Origin of the sequence: Pseudoduganella namucuonensis (assembly GCF_900116645.1) — a bacterium.
In the GTDB taxonomy this organism is placed as follows: Bacteria; Pseudomonadota; Gammaproteobacteria; order Burkholderiales; family Burkholderiaceae_D; genus Rugamonas; species Rugamonas namucuonensis.
Map to the genome: position 1 here is coordinate 98,069 of NZ_FPBO01000016.1, position 17,927 is coordinate 115,995.

General features: G+C 66.6%; 16 protein-coding genes and 1 tRNA gene. 5 read left to right on the plus strand and 12 right to left on the minus strand.

The genetic code is table 11. From position 1 onward, the window contains the following. Positions 1 to 67 precede the first annotated feature (67 nt). Complete coding sequence (locus tag BM436_RS17750) at positions 68 to 514, plus strand: acyl-CoA thioesterase (RefSeq protein WP_093556862.1); 447 nt, start codon at positions 68 to 70, stop codon at positions 512 to 514. 10 nt (positions 515 to 524) lie between these two features. On the opposite strand, the gene BM436_RS17755 is transcribed toward BM436_RS17750, so the two are convergent. Both BM436_RS17755 and BM436_RS17760 read right to left on the minus strand, forming a co-directional pair. Then, positions 525 to 935, minus strand: coding sequence for a type II toxin-antitoxin system VapC family toxin (locus BM436_RS17755; protein WP_093556863.1), 411 nt, complete (start codon positions 933 to 935; stop codon positions 525 to 527). Between the two features lie 8 nt (positions 936 to 943). Continuing rightward, positions 944 to 1,156 (minus strand): FitA-like ribbon-helix-helix domain-containing protein, encoded by a 213-nt coding sequence (locus BM436_RS17760; RefSeq protein WP_093556864.1) that lies wholly within the window; start codon positions 1,154 to 1,156, stop codon positions 944 to 946. 313 nt (positions 1,157 to 1,469) lie between these two features. Between BM436_RS17760 and BM436_RS17765 the strand changes: the two genes are divergently transcribed. After that, positions 1,470 to 2,732 (plus strand): cyclic di-GMP phosphodiesterase, encoded by a 1,263-nt coding sequence (locus BM436_RS17765; protein WP_229490446.1) that lies wholly within the window; start codon positions 1,470 to 1,472, stop codon positions 2,730 to 2,732. Here the strand turns inward: BM436_RS17765 and pth are convergent. The 7 genes from pth to BM436_RS17800 form a co-directional block, all read right to left on the minus strand. Next, the gene (gene pth / locus BM436_RS17770; protein ID WP_093556866.1) at positions 2,718 to 3,302 is read right to left on the minus strand and encodes an aminoacyl-tRNA hydrolase; all 585 of its coding nucleotides are present in this window, start codon (positions 3,300 to 3,302) and stop codon (positions 2,718 to 2,720) included. The genes BM436_RS17765 and pth overlap by 15 nt on opposite strands. 106 nt (positions 3,303 to 3,408) lie before the next feature. Beyond that, positions 3,409 to 4,038, minus strand: a complete 630-nt coding sequence (locus tag BM436_RS17775) for a 50S ribosomal protein L25/general stress protein Ctc (protein ID WP_093556867.1) — start codon at positions 4,036 to 4,038, stop codon at positions 3,409 to 3,411. A 133-nt stretch (positions 4,039 to 4,171) separates the two neighbouring features. Next, a complete protein-coding gene (locus tag BM436_RS17780; RefSeq protein ID WP_093556868.1) occupies positions 4,172 to 5,122 on the minus strand; it encodes a ribose-phosphate pyrophosphokinase in 951 nt (316 codons plus the stop codon). A gap of 151 nt (positions 5,123 to 5,273) precedes the next feature. Further along, positions 5,274 to 5,350: transfer RNA gene (locus tag BM436_RS17785), tRNA-Gln, on the minus strand. Positions 5,351 to 5,428: 78 nt separating this feature from the next. Beyond that, positions 5,429 to 6,325 (minus strand): 4-(cytidine 5'-diphospho)-2-C-methyl-D-erythritol kinase, encoded by an 897-nt coding sequence (ispE, locus tag BM436_RS17790; RefSeq protein WP_093556869.1) that lies wholly within the window; start codon positions 6,323 to 6,325, stop codon positions 5,429 to 5,431. Further along, a complete protein-coding gene (locus BM436_RS17795; protein ID WP_093556870.1) occupies positions 6,322 to 6,936 on the minus strand; it encodes an outer membrane lipoprotein LolB in 615 nt (204 codons plus the stop codon). The genes ispE and BM436_RS17795 overlap by 4 nt, the downstream gene beginning before the upstream one ends. 1 nt (position 6,937) lies before the next feature. Continuing rightward, positions 6,938 to 8,758, minus strand: coding sequence for a tetratricopeptide repeat protein (locus BM436_RS17800; RefSeq protein ID WP_093556871.1), 1,821 nt, complete (start codon positions 8,756 to 8,758; stop codon positions 6,938 to 6,940). A 96-nt stretch (positions 8,759 to 8,854) separates the two neighbouring features. Between BM436_RS17800 and mutM the strand changes: the two genes are divergently transcribed. Genes mutM through mutY form a run of 3 tightly spaced genes read left to right on the plus strand, consistent with a single transcriptional unit; the run spans position 8,855 to position 12,813 of the window. Continuing rightward, on the plus strand, positions 8,855 to 9,688 hold the full coding sequence (gene mutM, locus BM436_RS17805; RefSeq protein ID WP_093556872.1) for a bifunctional DNA-formamidopyrimidine glycosylase/DNA-(apurinic or apyrimidinic site) lyase: 834 nt from the start codon (positions 8,855 to 8,857) through the stop codon (positions 9,686 to 9,688). Positions 9,689 to 9,716: 28 nt separating this feature from the next. Then, a complete protein-coding gene (locus BM436_RS17810; protein ID WP_093556873.1) occupies positions 9,717 to 11,645 on the plus strand; it encodes a dynamin family protein in 1,929 nt (642 codons plus the stop codon). Between the two features lie 16 nt (positions 11,646 to 11,661). Next, positions 11,662 to 12,813: an A/G-specific adenine glycosylase gene (mutY, locus tag BM436_RS17815; protein ID WP_093556874.1), complete on the plus strand. Its 1,152-nt coding sequence runs from the start codon at positions 11,662 to 11,664 to the stop codon at positions 12,811 to 12,813. Positions 12,814 to 12,875: 62 nt separating this feature from the next. On the opposite strand, the gene BM436_RS17820 is transcribed toward mutY, so the two are convergent. From BM436_RS17820 to BM436_RS17830, 3 genes are read right to left on the minus strand one after another with little or no spacing between them, the layout of a single operon-like run. Further along, positions 12,876 to 14,012 carry a deoxyguanosinetriphosphate triphosphohydrolase gene (locus BM436_RS17820; protein WP_093556875.1) on the minus strand — a complete coding sequence of 379 codons (1,137 nt, stop codon included), beginning with the start codon at positions 14,010 to 14,012 and terminating at the stop codon, positions 12,876 to 12,878. A 3-nt stretch (positions 14,013 to 14,015) separates the two neighbouring features. Next, positions 14,016 to 15,671, minus strand: a complete 1,656-nt coding sequence (gene aroKB, locus BM436_RS17825) for a bifunctional shikimate kinase/3-dehydroquinate synthase AroKB (protein ID WP_093556876.1) — start codon at positions 15,669 to 15,671, stop codon at positions 14,016 to 14,018. 11 nt (positions 15,672 to 15,682) lie between these two features. Beyond that, the gene (locus BM436_RS17830) at positions 15,683 to 17,902 is read right to left on the minus strand and encodes an Ig-like domain-containing protein (RefSeq protein ID WP_093556930.1); all 2,220 of its coding nucleotides are present in this window, start codon (positions 17,900 to 17,902) and stop codon (positions 15,683 to 15,685) included. Between the last annotated feature and the right edge of the window lie 25 nt (positions 17,903 to 17,927).

Below are 17,927 nucleotides of genomic sequence, written 5' to 3' on the forward strand. Positions count from 1 at the left end.
TGCTGCGCCGCTGGCAGTGGGTCCGGGCGCGTAAGGGGTCAATTGTAACCCAGAACGAGGAGCTTCCATGACGCTGCGCGACGCCGACCGCTCGCAATTCCCCCATTTCCAGGCCATCCCGACGCGCTGGATGGACAACGACATCTACGGCCATGTGAACAATGTCGTCTATTATTCCTACTTCGACACGGCGGTAAACCAGTTCCTGATAGAAAAAGGCGTGCTCGACATCCACCAGGGCGGCGTCGTCGGTTTCGTGGTCGACAGCGGCTGCGCCTATTTCAGTTCGATTTCCTTCCCGGACGTGGTCCACGCCGGCGTCCGCGTGGGCAAGCTGGGCAACTCCAGCGTGCGCTACGAGATCGCGCTGTACCGCAACGACGACGCCCTGCCCTGCGCGGCGGGGCATTTCGTCCACGTCTACGTCGAACGCGGCAGCAACCGCTCGGTGCCGATTCCCGCATCGACCCGCGCCGTGCTCGAAACCCTGAGCGGCGATACCCCTTCGCGATGAACCCGTGTTCCTAGCTAAAGGGGTTCAGCACACTGACGCCCGTGGCGGAAAAATCCTGGACATTGCGCGTCACAAGCTCGAGCCCGTATATCAATGCGATTGCGGCTATTTGCTTGTCGACGGGGTGGCTGGCCTGTGGTGACATCAGGCGCCCCCAAACCTGCGCGCAGTCCGCGTCGAAAGGCAAGATCCTATCGGCATATTCATCCAAGACCAGACCGAGCCAGTCCTCCAGCCGGGCGGCTTGTGTGCGATCGCCTCGTCCACGGATGTTCTCAATGCCATGCCGGATTTCTCCTACCGTTTGAACAGACAGGTGGCGTTCGCCGGCTTGCGTTGATTGAAAAAAGCGCCTCACCCCCGGATTGGCTTTCATCCCCTTACGCGCCTCGCTGATCACATTCGTATCGACCAGATACATGACCCGTCCTAGCCATTCCGCAGATTAAAATCGGCGTCCTCACCGACATCGGGCATGCTCGCGAGCACATCGGCGACACTGCGCCGGCGGGGCCGTTGCAGCACGGCTTTCAGAATCTCCCGGTGCTCCGCCTCGGCGCTCCGGCCATTGGCCGCCGCTCTTTGTTTCAAGGCGAGGGCAACCTCCTCATCGACATTGCGCACGACCAGATTCGTCGCCATGGCATTCTCCTATCTGCAATCATTGATTGCATCGTACGCCCACGCGGATGATGATGCAAATACCCGCTGTCAGACGCGTCGGGCGGCGGCCGGCCCGTGCTGGCAAGGCATCGCTTTCCTGGGCGCTGGCCGCGTAAGTTCCAAAAAAGCAACGGGTGCGGCGGACACGCCCCCGGCGTTCGGCGGAGCTTGTATTACACAGATGCCATCGGGACGGCGAACGTATACACTGGAAACCTGAACTGTTTCCTACGAATCATGTGTCCGGCAGTCCTTGGGAGATCCGCCGATGTTGGATGATGCGACTATCACCATGAAGCAGCTGCGGGTGGGCTTGTACATCGAGCTGGACCTGAAGTGGTTCGAGCATCCGTTCACCTTCAGCCGCTTCAAGATCAAGTCGGAAGAACAGATCAGCACCATCCGCGGCCTGGGCCTGGCGACCGTGCGCTACCATCCCGACCTGAGCGACGTGGCGCCGCCGCCGCCAGAGGGCGCCGACCGGGACGAGGCCGCGGCCGGCGCGGCGGAGGCGCCGCCGCCGGACGTGTCGCCCGCGCTGCTGGCCAAGCGCGCCATGATGGAGCGCCTGAAACGGCACCGCGAGGACACGGCCCGCATCGAGGGCGCCTTCGCCAGCACGGCCCGCACCATCCGCGAGATCGAAAAGAACCTGTTTTCCCGCCCTGAGGACGCCACCCGCCAGGCCACGGCGCTGGTCACGCACATCACCGACGCCATCCTGTGCGCGCCGGAACTGGCCATCCACGTGATGGGCGACAGCCTGGGCAACGAGGAGCTGTATTTCCATTCGCTCAACGTCACCATGCTGTCGATGATGATCGCGCGCGAGGTGCAGCTGCCGGCGGAACTGGCCAACGTGCTGGGCCTGGGGGCGCTGTTCCATGACATCGGCCGCAAGAACATCCCGGACAAGATCCTGACCAAGATCGATCCCTATTCCCAGTCCGAGCAAAACCTGTACGAGATGCACGCGCAGTACGGCATGGATATCGCGCAGCGGCTGCGGCTGCCGGCGGCGATCGGGGCCATCATCCGCGACCACCATGAACTGTTCGACGGCGGCGGCTATCCGGGCCGGCTGAAGGGCGAGGCGATCGGCGTGCTGGCCCGCATCGTCGCCATCGCCAACTACTACGACGAGCTGTGCAATCCGCTGGTGGCGGCGCAGGCGCTGACGCCGCACGAGTCGCTGTCGATGATGTTCGCCAAGCACCGCGCCAAGTTCGATCCCAAGCTGTTGCAGATGTTCATCCGCTGCCTGGGCGTCTATCCGCCGGGCACCATCGTGCAGCTGTCGAACGGCATGACCGGCATGGTGACGACGGTGAACACGGCGCTGCCGATGAAACCCATGCTGGTGATCCACGACGCCAGCGTGCCGCGCAACGAGGCCATCATGGTGGACATGGAGCGGGACACGGATCTGCAAATCGTCAAGGCGCTCCGCCCGGGGCAGGTGCCGCCCGAGGTGCTGGCCTACCTGAGCCCGCGCAAGCGGGTCAGCTACTATTTCGACACCGGCGCCAAGCCCAGCGAATCAAGCGGTGTGTAGCTGCGTGGTGGCGAGGGGGAACTTGCCTTCGCACAGCAGCGGGATGACGCGCAGGCTTTTCTCCACCGCCTCGTCGATCAGCAGCTGCTCGTCGCGGCGCGCGCGGTGCAGCACGAAGTCGGCCACGGGCTGGGCCAGGTTCAGGGTGCGCGGATGGCCGATGCCGATGCGCAGGCGCCAGTAGTCCTGGGTGCCGAGCGCGGAGGTGATGTCCTTCAGGCCGTTGTGGCCGCCCGAGGAACCGCCCTTCTTCAGCTTGGCAGCGCCGGGCGGCAGGTCCAGCTCGTCGTGCACCACCAGCACCTCGTCCGGATTGATCTTGTAGAAGCGCGCCAGGCCGCCCACCGACTGGCCGGAGCGGTTCATATAGGTTTGCGGTTCCAGCAGCCACACCTCGTTGCCGGCCACCGAGGTCTTCGCCACCAGCGCGTTGAAGCGCGACTCGCGCTGCAGGCGCGCGCCGGGCAGGCTGTTGGCCAGGTTGTCGACCAGCCAGAAGCCGGCGTTGTGGCGGGTTTGTTCGTATTCGGGGCCGGGGTTGCCGAGGCCGACGATCAGGCGGATGGACATGGGTGCGGACGCGTGTTCTGGTTCGGGAGCGGAGAGGATACAAAAAAACCCCGGCGAGCGGGGTTTTTTTCACCGGAAGGCCGCGTCGCCGCGGCCGTTTCAGCGATTACTTCTTGCCTTTGGCGGCTGGCTTGGCATCGGCCGCCGGGGCGGCGGCTGCGGCTTCAGCGGCGACGTGGCCGGCTGGCACCGAAGCGGTGGCGATGGTCAGGTTGGCGCCGTGGGTGATCGCGGTCACGCCTTTTGGCAGGGTCAGGTCGCCGATGTGCAGCGAGTGGCCGACGTCGATGTTGGACAGGTCGACGGTGATGAACTCAGGCAGGTCCGACGGCAGGCACGAAACTTCGATCTCGTTGGCCACGTGGCTGATGGTCGCGCCGTGCAGTTTCACCGCTGGCGATACGTCGGCGTTGGCGAAGTGCAGTGCCACTTTCATGTGCACCTTGGTCGACGCGTCCACGCGCTGGAAGTCGGCGTGCAGCACCAGTTGCTTGAACGCGTGCATCTGGAAGTCGCGCAGCAGCACTTTTTGCACGGCGCCGTCGATTTCCAGGTCCAGGATGGACGAGTGGAACACTTCTTTTTTCAGCGCGTGGTACAGCGCGTTGTGGTCCAGGGAGATCGTCACGGGGGCTTCGGTGCCGCCGTAGATGATGCCTGGGGTTTGGCCGGAATTACGCAGGCGGCGGCTCGCACCCGTGCCCTGCAGTTCGCGTTTGAATGCAACAACTTTCATTTGAGACTCCAATATAAACAGGGCTTGCACCCTGTGTGAAGAAGCGTCCCGCGACCAGGACGCTCCGGAAAAACAGCGGCGCAACCGGCAAAAACCGGTCGCGCCGCTGAAGAAATCGCTTTGTTTACGAAACTTAGTCGATAAACAGGGAGATCACGGAATCGCCCTTGATGATGCGTTTGAACGTTTCGGCCAGCAGCGGCGCGCAGGTCAGCTGGCGGATCTTGCCGCAAGCCTTGGCGGCGTCGGACAGCGGGATCGTGTCGGTCACGACCAGCTCGTCCAGCGAGGAGCCGGAAATGCGTTCGATGGCCGGGCCGGACAGCACGGCGTGCGTGCAATACGCCACCACTTTCTTGGCGCCGCGCGCCTTCAGCACCTCGGCGGCCTTGACCAGCGTGCCGGCGGTGTCGACCATGTCGTCCATGATGACGCAGTTGCGGCCCTCGACCTCGCCGATGATGTTCATCACTTCGGAGACGTTGGCTTTCGGACGGCGCTTGTCGATGATGGCCAGGTCGCAGCCCAGGCGTTTGGCCAGCGCGCGCGCGCGCACCACGCCGCCGACGTCGGGCGACACCACCAGCAGGTCCTCGTTGTCCTTCTTCTGCAGGTCGCCCAGCAGGATGGGCGAGGCGTAGATGTTGTCCACCGGGATGTCGAAGAAGCCCTGGATCTGGTCCGCGTGCAGGTCCATGATCAGCACGCGTTCGACGCCGGCGCTTTCCAGCATGTTGGCGATGACCTTGGCGGAGATCGCGACACGGGCCGAGCGCGGACGGCGGTCCTGGCGGGCGTAGCCGAAGTAAGGGATGGCGGCGGTGATGCGGCCGGCGGAGGCGCGCTTGAGCGCGTCGACCATCAGGATCAATTCCATCAGGCTGTCATTGGTCGGGGCGCAAGTCGACTGCAGCACGAACACGTCTTTGCCGCGGACGTTTTCATTGATTTCGACCATGATTTCGCCGTCCGAGAACTTCGAGACGACGGCCTTGCCGAGTGGAATGCCGAGGTTTTTTGCGACCCCCTCTGCCAGCGCAGGATTAGCGTTGCCGGTAAAAACCATCAGGTTTTCGTAAGCCATAGGGAGTCCCAGAGAAGTAAGCGTTGATTCTTGAAAATTGACAGCCAGGTTGCACCTGGCACTGAAAGCTTTGATTGCGGCAGCGATGCCGGCGGCATCTGTATTTTACCCCGGCTGGACGCTGACGCATCGACAGTTCCGGGAGAATTGGTGGCAGGGGAACAAGGATTCGAACCTTGGTATGCCGGAATCAAAATCCGGTGCCTTAACCAGCTTGGCGATTCCCCTACGCTTAAAACTTGCTGCTTGTCGTTACGACGGGCCGTATTATACAACCTATTTAACGCAAAGCAAAATCTTTTTTACTTACAACATCGCGGCGATTGGATGCCGCTTCAGCGCCCTGGCTTTCCATGCCGTCCAGGTTCCGCGTGCTTCATTCAGCACCGCGTCGGCCTGGGCTTCATTTTCAACGGCGCAAAACACACAAGCGCCGGAGCCAGTCATCCTGGCATCGCCAAAACTTCGCAGCCATTCTATCGCATGCGCGACCGGTGGATACAAACGCATCGCCACCTGCTGCAAATCGTTCCCGCCGAACTGCGTCGCATCGTTTCGATTCGCGTAGTGGCTGGAAAAGTCCGTTATTATGACGGGCGAAGTATTCCTTGTCAAATGCTCGGAACGGAATATTTCCGGGGTCGGCACCGAGACGCCCGGCTCGATGACGACATACCAGCAATCCGGCGCATCGACCGGGCGCAGCGTTTCGCCGACACCCTCGGCGAAGGCGGTCTCGCCAAAAATGAAAAAGGGAATGTCCGCGCCCAGCGGCAGGCCCAATGCCATCAACTCTTCGCGGTCCAGGCCGGCGTCCCACAGCTTGTTCAGCGCCATCAGCGTGGTGGCCGCGTCGGACGAGCCGCCACCCAGGCCGCCGCCCATGGGCAGCACCTTTTCCACCGTGATGTCGGCGCCGGGCGCCCGCGCCCCGCCCCGCTCGCCGCCGCGCCGCCGCAGCACTTCCGCCCGCAGCAGCAGGGCCGCGCGCACCACCAGGTCCTGCGCCTCCGGCACGCCGGGCACGTCGTTGACGCGGCGGACCAGGCCGTCCTCGCGCACGGTGAAATGCAGCAGGTCGGAACGGTCGATCAACTGGAACGCAGTCTGCAGCAGATGGTAGCCGTCGGCGCGGCGGCCGGTGACGTGCAAAAACAGGTTCAGCTTGGCCGGGGCCGGGCAATTCTTCAGGCTACTCGTCATGTTGCGGGGGAGTCGATCACGATACGGATGGTCATTTCGTCAAGCTGGCCGGTGGCGCCCCGCTCGACGTCGATGCGCTTGGGGCGCGGCGCGCCGGGGCTGTCCTGCCAGGACACGTAGGTCAGGCGCCAGCCGTCGGCGGTGGTCACCGTGTTGGCGGCGGGGCTGGCCGTGTAGCGCTTGCCGCCGGCGGCGGTGGCGTAGCCCTGCAGCCATTCGCGCAGGCCGGAGACCGGCAGGGTCCAGCCCAGCGCCTGCGCGCTGAGGGTGTCGATGTCGGCGGCGGTGCGCGGCGGCTTGCCGCTTTCGGTCAGCGTGGCCCGACCCGGCGCGACGCTGATGGTGGCCACCGTCTGGTTCAGCGGCGGCGCGGTGATGGTCACGTCGGTGCGGGCCGCGCTCTGCTGCCAGGCGAAGCGGCCGTACATGGACTCGCTCTTGCCGTCCTTGCTGTAGGTGACGGCCAGCTTGCCGGCCAGGTCCAGCGTGTCGCTGTAGGGCGCGACCGGGGCGGCGGATGGCGGGATGGCGGGGGTGGTGGCGCAGCCCGAAATGAGGGCGGCCAGCAGGACCGCCAGCAGCGCGGGGGCGCCCGGGAGTTTTCTCGTCATGTCACAAACCAGTGTTCAAGCGGGCCAGCGTGCTTTTCAGCACATCGTTTTGCGGATCCTTGGCGCGCGCCTCGCGCCACAGTTGATGGGCGCCGGCCTTGTCGCCCCGCTCCCACAGCACCTCGCCCAGGTGCACGGCGATCTCGGGATCGTTGCGCAGCTGGTAGGCGCGGCGCAGCAGCTCCTCGGCCTCCTTCAGGCGGCCCAGGCGGAACTGCACCCAGCCCATGCTGTCCATGATGAAGGGGTCGCCCGGCGCCATCTGCATGGCCTTCTCCACCAGCGAGTAGGCCTCCTCAAGGCGCTGGTTGCGCTCGGCCAGCGAATAGCCCAGCGCGTTGTAGGCGTGGTGGTTCTCCGGCGCGATTTCCATCACCTTGCGCAAACTGGTTTCCATCAATTCCAGCTTGCCGGCCTTTTCGGCGGCCAGCGCGAAATCGTACAGCAGGTCCGGGCTGTTCGGATAGCGCAGCACGCCGTCCTCCAGCACCGCATAGGCCTGGGCCGCGCTGCCAGCGTCGCGCAGCAACTGGGCCTCGGTCTGCACCACCTGGGCCAGCTCGGCCGGGTCCTCGCTCTTGATGTCGGCCAGCATCTTGCGCGCGCCGTCCAGGTCGCCCATGCGCGCGGACAGCTGGGCGCGCTTCAAGCGCACCGTCAGCATCAGGCGCGGCTCGGCGCCGTCCACCTGGTCCAGCCAGGCCTGGGCGGCGGCGTAGTCGCCGCGCTCCTCGGCGATCTGGGCCAGGATCAGCAAGGCCTTGGTGGGATCGCGGTCGTCGCCGGCGTCCTTGCCCAGCACGTCGACGAAACGCTTGAAATAGCCCTCGGCCGCGGGCGTGTCGCCGGACTGCATGGACATGATGCCCAGCGCGTACAGCGTGGCCGGGTGGTCCGGCTGCTGCTTGAGCAGCACCTGGAACTCGTCGCGCGCCTTGCCGTACTGCTTTTGCTCGACCAGCATGCGGGCGTGGGCGGCGCGCACCTCGCGCGCGTTCGGGTATTTGGCCAGGAAGCCGGTCACCAGCCTGGTCACGGCCTCCGGATCGGGGGTGACCTGGGCCATCGTCAGCAACGCCAGCTCGGAATCGGGCTTGATGCGCAGCGCCAGCTGCGCCTCGCTGGCGGCACGGGCGGCGTCGCCGTTCGAGTAGGCGCCCTGCGCCAGCACCAGATGGGTCTCCAGCTGCTGGGCGTAGGGCGCCAGCACGCGCTCCATCAGCGCGAACGCGGCGGCCTTGTCCTTGGCGCGCAGCAGGAATTGCTGCATCTGGAACATGACCAGGCCGCGGGTGCCGGCCGGACTCTTCTTCAGGCGCTGCACGAACACCTGCTCGGACTCGGCCAGGTCGTCGCCCAGCACGGAGAAGCCCAGGAAGTATTGCGCGGCCTCGTCGGAATCGGGCGCCAGTTCGCGCCACAGGCGGATCGCGGCCATGGCCTCGCCACCCTGCTTGGCGGCCAGCGCCATCTCGGCCGAGCGCTGCGCAAGGCGCGGGTCGCGGGTCTGCTGCGCCAGCACCATCATGGTCACGTAGGCGCTCTGCCACTGGCCGCGCTTGAAGTCCAGTTCGGCCTTGGTCAGCTTGTAGAACAGGTCGCTGGTCAATTCGACGGTGGGCAGCGGTTCGGTGGCCTGGACCGCGGCGGCGGCGGCCACGGCCTGGGTGGCGGGGGTGTCGCGGGTGTCATCGGCCGCGGCCGGCGCGCCTGGATTCGCGGACGCCGGCGCGGTCGCGGCGTCATCGGGTTGTTTTTGCGGCGCAACAGCGCACGCGGACAGCACAGCCGACAGAGTTACAATGACGAATGCGTTTTTCAAAGGATAGTCCTGGCTGGTCGGAAACTAACCCTGATTTTACGCCAACCCACCGCGCGCGTACGTTTGCAGGTGTAACAAGTTTTATTCGAGTCCGTCATGCCAGAATTGCCAGAAGTCGAAGTCACGCGGCGCGGTGTCGCGCCGCATATCGAAGGCCGCACCGTGCGGGCCGTGGTGCTGCGCCGCGCCGGCCTGCGCTGGCCCTTCCCCGCCGGCCTGGCCGAGACGCTGACCGGGCGCGCCGTCGCCGGCACCGGCCGGCGCGGCAAATACCTGCTGCTCAAGTTCGACAACGGCACCCTGATCATCCACCTCGGCATGTCCGGCCACCTGCGCGTGCTGCCGCCGGACACGCCGCCGCAAAAGCACGACCATTTCGACCTCGTCGTGGAGGACGCGGGCCTGCGCCAGGTGCTGCGCCTGACCGACCCGCGCCGCTTCGGCGCCGTGCTGTGGCACGCGCGGGAGGACGGCGAACTGGACGGCCACCTGCTGCTGCGCGGGCTGGGCGTGGAGCCGCTGGAGGCCGGCTTCACCGGCAAGCTGCTGCACCAGCACACCCGCCAGCGCGGCGCCGCCATCAAGCAGGTGCTGCTGGCGGGCGACATCGTGGTGGGCGTGGGCAATATCTACTGCTCGGAAAGCCTGTTCCGGGCCGGCATCAATCCGAAGACTCCGGCCCGGCGCATCAGCCTGGCGCGCTATGAAAAACTGGCGCGGGCGGTGCGCGACGTGCTGGCCGAGGCCATCGTGCAGGGCGGCAGCACGCTGCGCGACTTTATCAGCGTGAACGGCCAATCGGGCTATTTCCAGCAGAGCTATTTCGTCTATGATCGTACTGGCGTGCCCTGCCGCGTCTGCGGCACGCCGATACGGCAGATCAAGCAGGGGCAGCGTTCGACCTTTTATTGCGTGCAGTGCCAGAAATAATAAACAGGTAGACAAACAGGAAACTCGCATGGTCAGGGATCTCGAACAATACAGCGCGTGGCGCCAGGGCGTGGTGGTGGCCTTGCAGCAGTACCGGCACTGGGTGGCCGCGGCCGAACTGGCGGACGCCGCCACCGAGCAGCGTATCGCCCGCACGCTGGCGCGGCTGGCCGACGACAAGCTGTCGGTCGCCTTCGTGGCCGAGTTCTCGCGCGGCAAATCCGAACTGATCAACTCCATCTTCTTCGCCGACTACGGCCAGCGCATCCTGCCCTCGGCGGCCGGCCGCACCACCATGTGCCCGACCGAGCTGATGTACGACCCGGCGTGGCCGGCCTGCATCCGCCTGCTGCCGATCGAGACGCGGGCCGAAAACCTGTCCACCAGCGACTACCGCGACAACCCGGCCGCGTGGACCATGCTGCCGCTGGACCTGGCCGCGGCCGACGCCATGCACGAGGTGTTCAAGCAGGTCAGCCTGACGCGCCACGTCAGCGTGGAGGAGGCCAAGCGCTACGGCCTGTACGACGAGAACGACCCGGACATGCCGGTCACCCTGGACGACGACGGCCTGGTGGAGATCTCGCTGTGGCGCCACGCCATCATCAACTTCCCCCATCCGCTGCTCAAGCAGGGGCTGGTGATCCTGGACACGCCGGGCCTGAACGCGATCGGCACCGAGCCGGAACTGACGCTGAACCTGATCCCGCACGCGCACGCGGTGCTGTTCATCCTGGCCGCCGACACCGGCGTGACCAAGAGCGACATCGAGGTCTGGCGCAAGCACATCGGCGGCGGCAGCGGGCGCCTGGTCGTGCTCAACAAGATAGACAGCATGTGGGACGAGCTGCGCAGCGACCAGGAGGTGAACGCCGAGATCGCGCGCCAGCAGGAGCACGCGGCGCACATGCTGGCGCTCGAGCCGCGGCAGGTGTTTCCCGTCTCGGCGCAGAAGGCGCTGGTGGGCAAGATCAACGGCGACGCGGCGCTGCTGGAAAAGAGCCGCCTGGGCCTGCTGGAGCGGGCCCTGTTCGACGAGCTGATCCCGGCCAAGAAAGACATCGTGCGCAAGCAGCTGGCGCGCGACCTGAACGCGCTGAGCGGCGCGCAGCAGGCCATGGTGGCGGCGCGCATGCGCGGCATCGTCGAGCAGCTGCACGAACTGAAAAGCCTGCGCGGCAAGAACCAGAGCGTGATCGCGCACATGATGCGGCGGGTGGACGCGGAAAAGAAGGAGTTCGACAGCAGCCTGTTCAAGCTGCAGGCCACGCGCGCCGTGTTCACGCGGCTGTCCACCGAGTTGTACACCAGCCTGGGCATGGACGTGCTGCGCGACCACGTGCACGAGGTGCGGCGCGCCATGGACGGCAGCCGCTTCTCGACCGGCATGCGCGAGGTGGTCAAGGCCTTCTTCGAGGACATCCGGCGCGACCTGCGGGTGTCCGAGCAGAAGACCACGGAGATCCGCGACATGATGGACGTCATGTACCGCAAGTTCTCCAGCGAGCACGGCCTGACGCTGGCGCCGCCGATGGCCTTCACCCTGGACAAGTACCGCGACGAGATCGCCGACATCGAGGAGGTGTACGACAAGCAGTTCGGCACCGTGACCCTGCTGATGACGCGGCGGGTGGTGCTGATCGAGCGCTTCTTCGACTCCATCGCCTCGTCGGTGAAGCGCTGCTTCAAGGCCGCCAACGCGGACGCCGAGGCATGGCTGAAGGTCATCATGGCGCCGCTGGAGGCGCAAATCCGCCAGCACAAGGACCAGTTGAAGCACCGGCTGGCGTCGATCCAGCGCATCCACGACGCCACCGACAGCCTGGAACAGAAAATCGAGGCCTTCGAGCAAAGCCAGGCCGAGCTCGAACAACAGAAGGCGCGGCTCACCGAGCTGGCCGGCAACATCAGCATCGCCATCAACGCCGAGTTCGTCGCGCTGGAAGCGGCCGCATAAACAGCACAGGAAGCACATGAAACGCCTCACCCATCCGCTCGCGCCCGAAGGCGCGGCGGACTACGCCGATCCCACTTTTTCCGCCACCCTGATCGCCTGGCAGCAACAGCACGGACGCCACACGCTGCCGTGGCAGAACACGCGCGACGCCTACCTGATCTGGCTGTCCGAGATCATGCTGCAGCAGACCCAGGTCTCGGCCGTGCTCGGCTATTACGCGCGCTTCCTGGAGCGCTTCCCCACCCTGCGCTCGCTGGCCGGGGCGCCGGTGGAGGACGTGATGGCGCAGTGGAGCGGCCTGGGCTACTACACCCGCGCGCGCAACCTGCACCAGTGCGCGCGGCGCGTGGTGGCCGAATACGACGGCGTGTTCCCGTCCGACCCGGCGCTGCTGGCCGAGCTGCCGGGCATCGGCCGCTCGACGGCGGCGGCCATCTCCGCGTTTTCCAGCGGCACGCGCGCCGCCATCATGGACGGCAACGTCAAGCGCGTGTTCGCGCGGGTGTTCGGCATCGACGCCTATCCGGGCGAGAAAAAGGTGGAGCAAGCCATGTGGCTGCGCGCCGAGGCGCTGCTGCCGGAACAGGGCGTGGAGTCGTACACGCAGGGCCTGATGGACATGGGCGCCACCCTGTGCACGCGCAGCAGCCCGGATTGCGCGCGCTGCCCGATGCGGCCGCGCTGCGTGGCGCACGCCACCGGCCGGACCAAGGAGCTGCCGGTGCGCAAGCCGAAGAAGGCCTCGCCGGAAAAGCACGCGGCCATGCTGGTCGTCATCGACGGCGGGCAGGTGCTGCTGGAGCAGCGTCCGGCCAGCGGCATCTGGGGCGGCCTGCTGTCGCTGCCGGAGCTGGACGGCCACACGCCGGCCGGGGACGACGAGATTCCGGAAGTGGATGCGGCGGCGCTGGCGCGGGCGGTGCTGCCGTTCGGCGACATGGAGTCGCACGAGCGGCTGATGACGGTGACGCATGTGTTCACGCACTACAAGCTGCACATCGCCCCGCTGCTGGTGACCCTGGCGCGCCGGGCGCCCTTCGCCGGGGAATCGCGTTACACCTGGCTGGACGGCGGCCGCGTTGCCGACGCAGCCCTGCCCGCGCCGGTCAAGAAACTGCTGCTGGAATTGATGGGGGACAGCGGCGCCGCGCAGGCGCGGATGTTCTAGCCCGGAGCGCTTGACGCGCGCCGGCACCGTAGGGCGGAATAGCGCGTATGCGCTATTCCGCCCTACAGTTCGTCCAACGAGAACAGGCGGCGGTGTTCGCGGAAGGCGTAGCGGTCGGTCATGCCGGCGATGTAGTCGGCGATCTTGCGCGCCTGCGCCGTCACGTCGCCGGAGCCGTCCTGGTAGTCGGGCGGCAGCAGCACGGGGTCGGTCATGAAGGCCTCGTACAGCTCGCGCACGATGCGGCTGGCCTTCACCCGCATGCGGTTGACCTTGTAGTGCGTGTACAGGTTGGCGCGCAGGAAACGCTTGAGTTCGGTCGCGTCCTTGCGCATCGCCGGCGAGAAGCGGATCAGCGGCGGCGCGGCGCGCACCTCGTCCGCGCTCTTCGGCGCGGCCTCGCGTATCAGCTCGCCGGAGGTGGCCAGCAGGTCGTCGGCCAGCGCCGTGATCACGCGGCGCAGCGTCTCGTAGATGGCGCGCCGGCCCGCCAGGCCCGGATGGGCGCGCTGCACGTCGCGCCACAGGCGGGCGAAGAAGTCCACCTGCTCCAGCTGTTCTATCGTGATCAGCCCCGAGCGCAGGCCGTCGTCGATGTCGTGGCTGTTGTAGGCGATCTCGTCGGCCAGGTTGGTCAGCTGCGCCTCCAGCGAGGGCTGGGTGCGGTCGATGAAGCGCCGGCCCACCGCGCCCAGCTGCCGGGCGTTGGCCAGCGAACAGTGCTTGAGGATGCCCTCGCGGGTGGCGAACATCAGGTTCAGGCCGTCGAAGCCGCCGTATTGCTGCTCCAGCTCGTCCACCACGCGCAGGCTCTGCAGGTTGTGCTCGAAGCCGCCGTGCTCCCTCATGCATTCGTTGAGCACGTCCTGGCCGACGTGGCCGAAGGGGGTGTGGCCCAGGTCGTGCGCCAGCGCCACCGCCTCCACCAGGTCCTCGTTCAGGCGCAGGTTGCGCGCCAGCGAGCGGCCGATCTGGGCCACTTCCAGGCTGTGCGTGAGGCGGGTGCGGAACAGGTCGCCCTCGTGGTTGAGGAAGACCTGGGTCTTGTATTCGAGCCGCCGGAAGGCGGTCGAGTGGATGATGCGGTCGCGGTCGCGCTGGTACTGGCTGCGCGAGGCGTGCGGGGCCTCCTCGTAGCGGCGCCCCCCGCCCTGGTCCGAACGCACGGCGTAGGGGGCGAGGTGCGCTTCGCTGGACATGGCCTAGGCGGACCGGACGACGTTGGCGGCCAGCGTGGCCAGCAGCAGCTCTTGCGGCGCGTTGGTGATCTTCGGCGCGCCCAGCGGCTTGAGCAGGATGAACTTGATCGCCCCGCCCTCGTTCTTCTTGTCCACTTCCATCAGTTCCAGCCAGCGCTCGGCGCCCAGGTCGGGCGCGGCCACCGGCAGGCCGGCCGCCGCCACCAGCGCGCGCAGGCGCTCGACGGTTTCGGCGTCGATGTAGCCCATGCGCTGCGACAAGTCGGCCGCCATCACCATGCCGCAGCCGACGGCCTCGCCGTGCAGCCACTCGCCATAGCCCAGGCCGGCCTCGATCGCGTGGCCGAAGGTGTGGCCGAAGTTGAGGATGGCGCGCAGGCCGCCCTCGCGCTCGTCCTGGCGCACCACGTCGGCCTTGATTTCGCAGGAGCGGGCGATGGCGTAGGCCAGCGCGCCCTTGTCGCGGCCCACCAGCTTGTCGATGTTGGCCTCGATCCAGTCGAAGAACTCGGCGTCGATGATGGCGCCGTGCTTGATCACCTCGGCCAGGCCGGCCGACAGTTCGCGGTCCGGCAGGGTTTCAAGGCTGGAGGTGTCGGCGATCACCACGCGCGGCTGGTAGAACGCGCCTATCATGTTCTTGCCCAGCGGATGGTTGATGCCGGTCTTGCCGCCCACCGAGGAGTCGACCTGCGACAGCAAGGTGGTCGGCACCTGGATGAAGTCGACGCCGCGCATGTAGCTGGCGGCCGCGTAGCCGGTCAGGTCGCCGATCACGCCGCCGCCCAGCGCCAGCAGCGTGGTCTTGCGGTCGGCCTTGTGCGCCAGCAGGCTGTCGAACACCTGCATCAGGCTGGCCCAGTTCTTGTACTCCTCGCCGTCCGGCAGGATGATCTCGATGACTTCCTTGCCGTTGGCCCGCAGCGCGTCGCGCACGGTGTCCAGGTACAGCGGCGCCACCGTGGTGTTGGTGACGATGGCGACCTTGTTGCCGACCGCGTGGCGCGCCAGCAGCGCGCCGTCGTTCAGCAGGCCGGGGCCGATGGAAATGGGGTAGCTGCGCTCGCCGAGGTCGACGTTCAGGAGGATGGTGGTTTGTTCGCTCATCGATGGTTGTGCCTGTGTGACACAGTTGGACGCGGCCTGGCAGGCCAGGACGTCCAGCTGGTTCAGAATTGTGTGAACCATCGATTGTACGTTAGGTCGGCCGGTGTCGATGACGATGTGGGCCATTTCCTCGTACAGGGGTTCGCGCTGGAGCATCAATTCCTCCAGTTTTTTGCGCGGATCGGCCGTTTGCAGCAGCGGCCGGTTTTTGTCGTGCGCGGTGCGCTGCAGGATGCTGGAGACGCTGGCGCGCAGGTAGATCACGGTGCCGCGCTCGCGCAGCAGCGCGCGCGAGTCCGGGTCGAGGATGGCGCCGCCGCCGGTGGCCAGCACGATGCCCTGCTGGGCGGTGAGGTCGCGGATCACCTCGGCCTCGCGGCGGCGGAAGCTCGGCTCGCCCTCGATTTCAAAGATCCACGGGATCGACGCGCCCGTGCGGGCCTCGATCTCGTGGTCGGAATCGACAAACTGCAGGCCCAGCTTGCGGGCCAGGAGGCGGCCTATCGTGGTCTTGCCCGCCCCCATCAGCCCTACTAAAAACACATTCGGCATTACATTCCCAGTTAATTCGGGTTGGAACAGGAGGAAGACACGCCATAAGGGCTGTTCCGGCCAGGCGGTGACACACCCGCATCGCCATAGTCCGTCGCCAACCCGGGCAGCCGCACCAAGCCATTGTAACGCGCTTCCGTGCCCGACACTTGGCCGCGGATGGTCAGGTCCACGTCCAGCCAGTTGGCACGGTCACGGGCGTAGGTCAGCGACACGAGGGCCTGTCCGCCGGCGTCGGTGGTGACGGCCGGGGTGACGATGACCGGGATGCCCGGGTCGAGCACGCCGTTGCCGTTCAAGTCCTCGCCGCCGCTCAGGATACCGTCACTGTCCACGTCCTCGTTGGCGCAGGACGCCGCCGGCACGCCAAGGCCGCCGGTGTACTGCCATGGGCCGTCCAGGCCGATATAAGTCAGCGTGCCCTTGTGATAGGTGCGTGGGCGCACCGAACCGGTGACGTTGACGCCGGGCACCGGGTTGCCGGCGGCGTCGGTGACGAACACCGAGTAGTCGAGGCGGTAGGTCGAGCTGTTCGGGGTAGCCACGGTGGCGCCCGTGCCGGCGCTGATGAACAGCGACTTCCTGGCCACGGTCAGGCGGGCGATGGCGGAGGCGTTGACACCCTGCACCCGCGCCTGGATCTGCACGCCGTCCAACTGGGTGGCGGTGGTGCCGGCGATGTAGCTGACGGAAGCCGAACCGTCGCTGCCAGTGGTGACCACCGACGGTTGGGTCAGGGTGCCGCCGCTCGGGTCGGTCAGGATGGAGAACGTCACCTGCGCGTTCTTGACCAGGTTGTTCTGCGCCGTGCCATCGCGCACCAGCGCGCGCAGCGTGGTCTGCTGGGCGGTGCTGCCGGCGGTGTTGGCGCCGACCACGGCCGGGTCGGCCTGTATGCTGACGGTGGAGGCGGCCGTCAACGGCGCCACGAATTCGATCACGCCCTGTACCGTCACGCCGTTGGCCGAGGTGGTGGCGTTCAGCGTGGCCACGCCCGGGCCGGTGGCGCGCACATAGCCGGTGGCGTTGCCGTTCACCAGGGTCAGCGGGCCGTTGAGCAGGGTGGTGCAATTGGCGTCGCTGTAGACGTCGCCGCGCGAAGTGCTCAGCGCCACGTTGCCGGTCTGCGCCACGCCGCCGGTGTCACTGTGGATGGCGACCATGTGGCAGGTGTTGATGGCGGCCAGGGTCTGCACCACGCCGCCGGACACCACCGCCACCGAGAAGTTCGCGGAGCTCACCGAGATCGCGAAGGTCGCGGTTTCGCCCAGCGAGCCGACGGTGATGGTGTCGGCGCCGGCCGCGCCGGTGGCGGTGTAGCTCAGGGTCAACTGGCCGCCGGTGTTGGTGACGGCCGCGCCGCCGCCCTTGACCGTCAGGCGGCCGGCCACGCTGGAGCCGAAGGTGACGGGCTTGCCCACCAGCGCGTTGCCGGCGGAGTCGACCACCTTCACGGCCACGTCGGTGACGGACCCGACGTTGACGATGCTGCTGGAATTGACCTGCACGCGGGTGCCGACCACGTTGACCGTGGTGGTGACCGGCTGGGTGCCCGTCACCTTGGCGGTGACCTTGATCGCGCGCGAGGTCGGATCGCCGCCGGTGCTCAGTTTCTCGGTGACCTTGCCGTTGGCGTCGGTGATGCGGGTGCCCAGGGTCAGGCTGCCGGAATCGGCCGACAGGTCCACCTTCACGCCCGGCACCACGTTGTTCGAGGCGTCCTTGACCAGGGCCGTCAGCGTCACTTCCGCGCCGGCCGCGCCGGCCGACTGCAGCACGCCGGCGTCGGCGGTCAGCGACAGCACCGGCATGGCGGTCACCACGTTGATCTTGATCGGCGCCGAGGTCACGCCGCCGCTGGTGGCGGTGACGGTGATGGTGCGGTTGCTCGGATCGCCCTTCACGCTCAGCTTCTCGGACACCGCGCCGCTGGTGTCGGTGGTCTTGGCGCTGCTGCTGATGCTGCCGGAATCGGCCTTGAACACCACGGTCTGCTCGGACATCGCCGCGTTGTTGGCGTCCTTGACGATGGCCGTCAGCGTCACCTCGGTGCCGTCGGCGCCGGAGGAGTCGATGGTGGCCGCGCTCGCGGTCAGCACCACCGAGGTCACCTTGGCCGGGTTGTTGCTGCCGCCGTTGTTGGTGCTGCCCGGGTTGCCGCCGCCGCCGCCGCAGGCGGCCAGCAGGCTGGCGCACAGGGACAGGGCCATCCATTTTTTGAATTTGTTCATGTAGCCGTTTTCCGTTGTAAACATG

Excerpts from the sequence above, each read along its gene's own strand:
- BM436_RS17750 (WP_093556862.1), top strand. The coding sequence starts at position 68 with ATGACGCTGCGCGACGCCGACCGCTCGCAATTCCCCCATTTCCAGGCC.
- BM436_RS17755 (WP_093556863.1), bottom strand. The coding sequence starts at position 935 with ATGTATCTGGTCGATACGAATGTGATCAGCGAGGCGCGTAAGGGGATG.
- BM436_RS17760 (WP_093556864.1), bottom strand. The coding sequence starts at position 1,156 with ATGGCGACGAATCTGGTCGTGCGCAATGTCGATGAGGAGGTTGCCCTC.
- BM436_RS17765 (WP_229490446.1), top strand. The coding sequence starts at position 1,470 with ATGAAGCAGCTGCGGGTGGGCTTGTACATCGAGCTGGACCTGAAGTGG.
- pth (WP_093556866.1), bottom strand. The coding sequence starts at position 3,302 with ATGTCCATCCGCCTGATCGTCGGCCTCGGCAACCCCGGCCCCGAATAC.
- BM436_RS17775 (WP_093556867.1), bottom strand. The coding sequence starts at position 4,038 with ATGAAAGTTGTTGCATTCAAACGCGAACTGCAGGGCACGGGTGCGAGC.
- BM436_RS17780 (WP_093556868.1), bottom strand. The coding sequence starts at position 5,122 with ATGGCTTACGAAAACCTGATGGTTTTTACCGGCAACGCTAATCCTGCG.
- ispE (WP_093556869.1), bottom strand. The coding sequence starts at position 6,325 with ATGACGAGTAGCCTGAAGAATTGCCCGGCCCCGGCCAAGCTGAACCTG.
- BM436_RS17795 (WP_093556870.1), bottom strand. The coding sequence starts at position 6,936 with ATGACGAGAAAACTCCCGGGCGCCCCCGCGCTGCTGGCGGTCCTGCTG.
- mutM (WP_093556872.1), top strand. The coding sequence starts at position 8,855 with ATGCCAGAATTGCCAGAAGTCGAAGTCACGCGGCGCGGTGTCGCGCCG.
- BM436_RS17810 (WP_093556873.1), top strand. The coding sequence starts at position 9,717 with ATGGTCAGGGATCTCGAACAATACAGCGCGTGGCGCCAGGGCGTGGTG.
- mutY (WP_093556874.1), top strand. The coding sequence starts at position 11,662 with ATGAAACGCCTCACCCATCCGCTCGCGCCCGAAGGCGCGGCGGACTAC.
- BM436_RS17820 (WP_093556875.1), bottom strand. The coding sequence starts at position 14,012 with ATGTCCAGCGAAGCGCACCTCGCCCCCTACGCCGTGCGTTCGGACCAG.
- aroKB (WP_093556876.1), bottom strand. The coding sequence starts at position 15,671 with ATGCCGAATGTGTTTTTAGTAGGGCTGATGGGGGCGGGCAAGACCACG.
- BM436_RS17830 (WP_093556930.1), bottom strand. The coding sequence starts at position 17,902 with ATGAACAAATTCAAAAAATGGATGGCCCTGTCCCTGTGCGCCAGCCTG.